Annotated in this window: 4 protein-coding genes and 1 pseudogene; 4 read left to right on the top strand and 1 reads right to left on the bottom strand. The window is 42.4% G+C overall.

What is annotated here, in order from left to right; genetic code table 11:
• Both CBG25_RS06080 and CBG25_RS06075 read left to right on the top strand, forming a co-directional pair.
• A partial coding sequence (locus tag CBG25_RS06080; RefSeq protein ID WP_290603789.1) for a transposase occupies nt 1-291 on the top strand: 291 nt, incomplete at its 5' end.
• An 18-nt stretch (nt 292-309) separates the two neighbouring features.
• Nucleotides 310-597 (top strand): annotated as a pseudogene (locus CBG25_RS06075) (recombinase family protein); the annotation flags it as partial.
• A gap of 170 nt (nt 598-767) precedes the next feature.
• Here CBG25_RS06075 and CBG25_RS06070 read toward each other — a convergent pair.
• Nucleotides 768-1202: a hypothetical protein gene (locus CBG25_RS06070; RefSeq protein WP_290604431.1), complete on the bottom strand. Its 435-nt coding sequence runs from the start codon at nt 1200-1202 to the stop codon at nt 768-770.
• 250 nt (nt 1203-1452) lie between these two features.
• Between CBG25_RS06070 and CBG25_RS06065 the strand changes: the two genes are divergently transcribed.
• Both CBG25_RS06065 and CBG25_RS06060 read left to right on the top strand, forming a co-directional pair.
• Nucleotides 1453-2001, top strand: a complete 549-nt coding sequence (locus CBG25_RS06065; protein ID WP_290605317.1) for a transposase — start codon at nt 1453-1455, stop codon at nt 1999-2001.
• Nucleotides 2002-2084: 83 nt separating this feature from the next.
• Nucleotides 2085-2489, top strand: a 405-nt coding sequence (locus CBG25_RS06060) for a transposase family protein (RefSeq protein ID WP_290603697.1), incomplete at its 3' end; no start/stop codon positions are given.

The following is a 2489-nucleotide window of genomic DNA, read 5'->3' as shown; positions in this document are numbered from 1 at the left end:
ATAGTAACAAACAAAGAGAATCCCACCCGTGAATACGTCAAATCTATCATGGATGCCCGTTGGTCTGTTGAAGTTTATCATCGAGAAGTTAAACAAAATTGTGGTATTGAACGCTGTCAGGCTCGCACGAGCCGAGCGCAAAGAAATCATATTTTTCTCGCTATTTCTGCGTGGTTTGAACAACATAAACGTCGTATATCTGAAAAAATAACCCTTTATCAACAAAATTGGGACGTAATCAAAAATGCTATTGCTGAGCACATCCGTGTTTTATTAGCGTACCCAAATTAGTTTTGTGCGAAACTCGTGAGCTTGACGGATGCCATTGATACTTCTACGTCCGCAGGCCGTTTTTTCTTTCATGTGATGAGTGCTTTGGCACAGATGGAGCGAGAACTGATTGTTGAGCGTACTAAGGCCGGTTTAGCAGCGGCAAGAAGCAGAGGACGTATTGGCGGTAGACCTCAGTCGCTATCTTTTGCACAGCAACAGGAAGCTCTAAAATTATTGGCGAATGGTCATAGCAGAAAACAGCTTGCATTACTGTATGGCGTTTCATTGGCTAGCATCTACAAATATTTTCCAGTTAACCAATGAGGGTTGTCGCGTTCAGTGCCAGATTTGACTTCGAGTAGGCATCAGGAATCGATTTTAAGCCACCCAATATTCGCTGTACGGCGTTTTCTCGATATAGGTAACCCCAAGGGTAGCGCTTTTGAACTTGAACGCCTTATAGAGGCTTACAGGCGGTTTTGGCATGAATCAATTTAAACCAGTTTAATGATAGCTGTTGCAAGCCCGACAATCGCAGCCATAACACTCGCCATTTTAATGATTAGCTTGTTTGATAGGCTTTCAATATCCTTGTGTAACAGGGCTATCTTAGCATCAGTTTTATCAGCACGAGCGGCTGCCTCCTTCCTTGCATCAGTTATTTGCGCTTCAACTTTTTCAAAGCGATGCTCCATATCCTTACGGACATCGGCGATCTCTGCTGACAAGTCCTTGCGAACATCGGCGATGTTGCGGTTGACCTCGGCAATTTCGTGTTTTACTTCAACGATATCAGCCTTTGTAGCCACATCAGCGACTTCATGAGACTTGCGAACAGCGATAGAAATCGCTCTGGCCTGATCTTTCGGCAACCCTGCGTTTTCTAAGGTCTCGACAAACTCTTGTGTATCAAAGGCTACCTGTCCCATAAGTGATATTCCTCATTATTTTTTGTTAATTGTAACCAACTCTCTTCGGCAGTGCAAAGCTGGGTTTGGCAGCGGTGAGCCGTGCGATCTGCGCCTGCTGTTGACCTTAAGGCGCTTGCGCCGCCCTGATGAGGCTGTCGCAAAAGGGGTATTCACAATAAAAATAATTTAATTTTTTCTTTAAAATCAAAATATTGAAATCATTAAAAACATGATACCCCCCCCCTTTTGGAGGCTGTCGCAAAAGCTCATGTTATCGATTAAAATTTGCTTTATTCGTTTTAAACGCAGATCTTTTATGACCGTATTTACTCGCAAACTGGAATCGCCTTCTCACACCAAACGTAAGTTTGTCAAAGCGCAAAATCTACCTATCTTGGAGGGTTCTGTTTCCCTTTGCGATTATCTCAAGCAAATTGGTGAACGTAGGGCATTTATTGTCACAGAGATTTTGGATGAACAAGACTGGGTACCTTTCGAACGCTGTTATTCTTCAACAGGTAGAGCGCCGTATTCTCCTCGTTCAATGATGGGAATTTTGCTTTATGGGATCATGAAAGGGCATAGTTCGCTCAGAGCACTTGAAAATCTGGCGCGTTTAGATTTGGGATGTATTTTTGTCAGCCATGGCGTGACACCTGATCATGCCAGCCTTGGACGTTTCATTTATCAACATCAGACTGTCCTGACGGGCAGTTTTTTTAAAGAACTTACATTATCCGTTTTTCTTCGTACCCAATCTGGGGTTTCCTGTCTGGCTGGTGATGGAACAGTTATAGAGGCCGCCTGTTCTCATTAAACTAGTTGCTGAATAGAGACTTGCATTTATTGTCACGCTATAGACAATAAAAAGAGGTTTAACTTAGAAAATAACGGTTTGAAATGATCAACAAAGAGCAGTTGTTACGAGATAATCGTTTATGTAAAGCAATCATTGGATTATCAGTCGAAGAATTGAAAAATTTAGCCGCTGAATTTTCAGCTTGTTATTTGATTTATCGGAAAAAGAATCGAAAAGCTCACGAGCGGCAGATGGGTGCAGGGCAGAAAGGATTTATCCCAACCCCATTAGATAAACTGCTTTTTATTTTATTGTATTTAAAATGTTATCCGACCTATGATTTGCAAGGACTTCTTTTTGGTTTAGATAGAACACGGGCATGTCGCTGGGTAAAAATATTATTGCCGGTTTTAGAGATGACCTTGGGGCGAGAATGTGTTTTGCCCGCTCGTCAAATTCGCTCTGCTGAGGAATTTTTTCGCGCCTTTCCTGGAGTTAAAGACGTC

This window comes from Arsenophonus sp. ENCA (assembly GCF_002287155.1).
GTDB classification, from domain to species: Bacteria; Pseudomonadota; Gammaproteobacteria; order Enterobacterales; family Enterobacteriaceae; genus Arsenophonus; species Arsenophonus nilaparvatae.
Note: the sequence above shows the minus strand (reverse complement) of the source record. Positions and strands in the feature narration are given on the sequence as shown.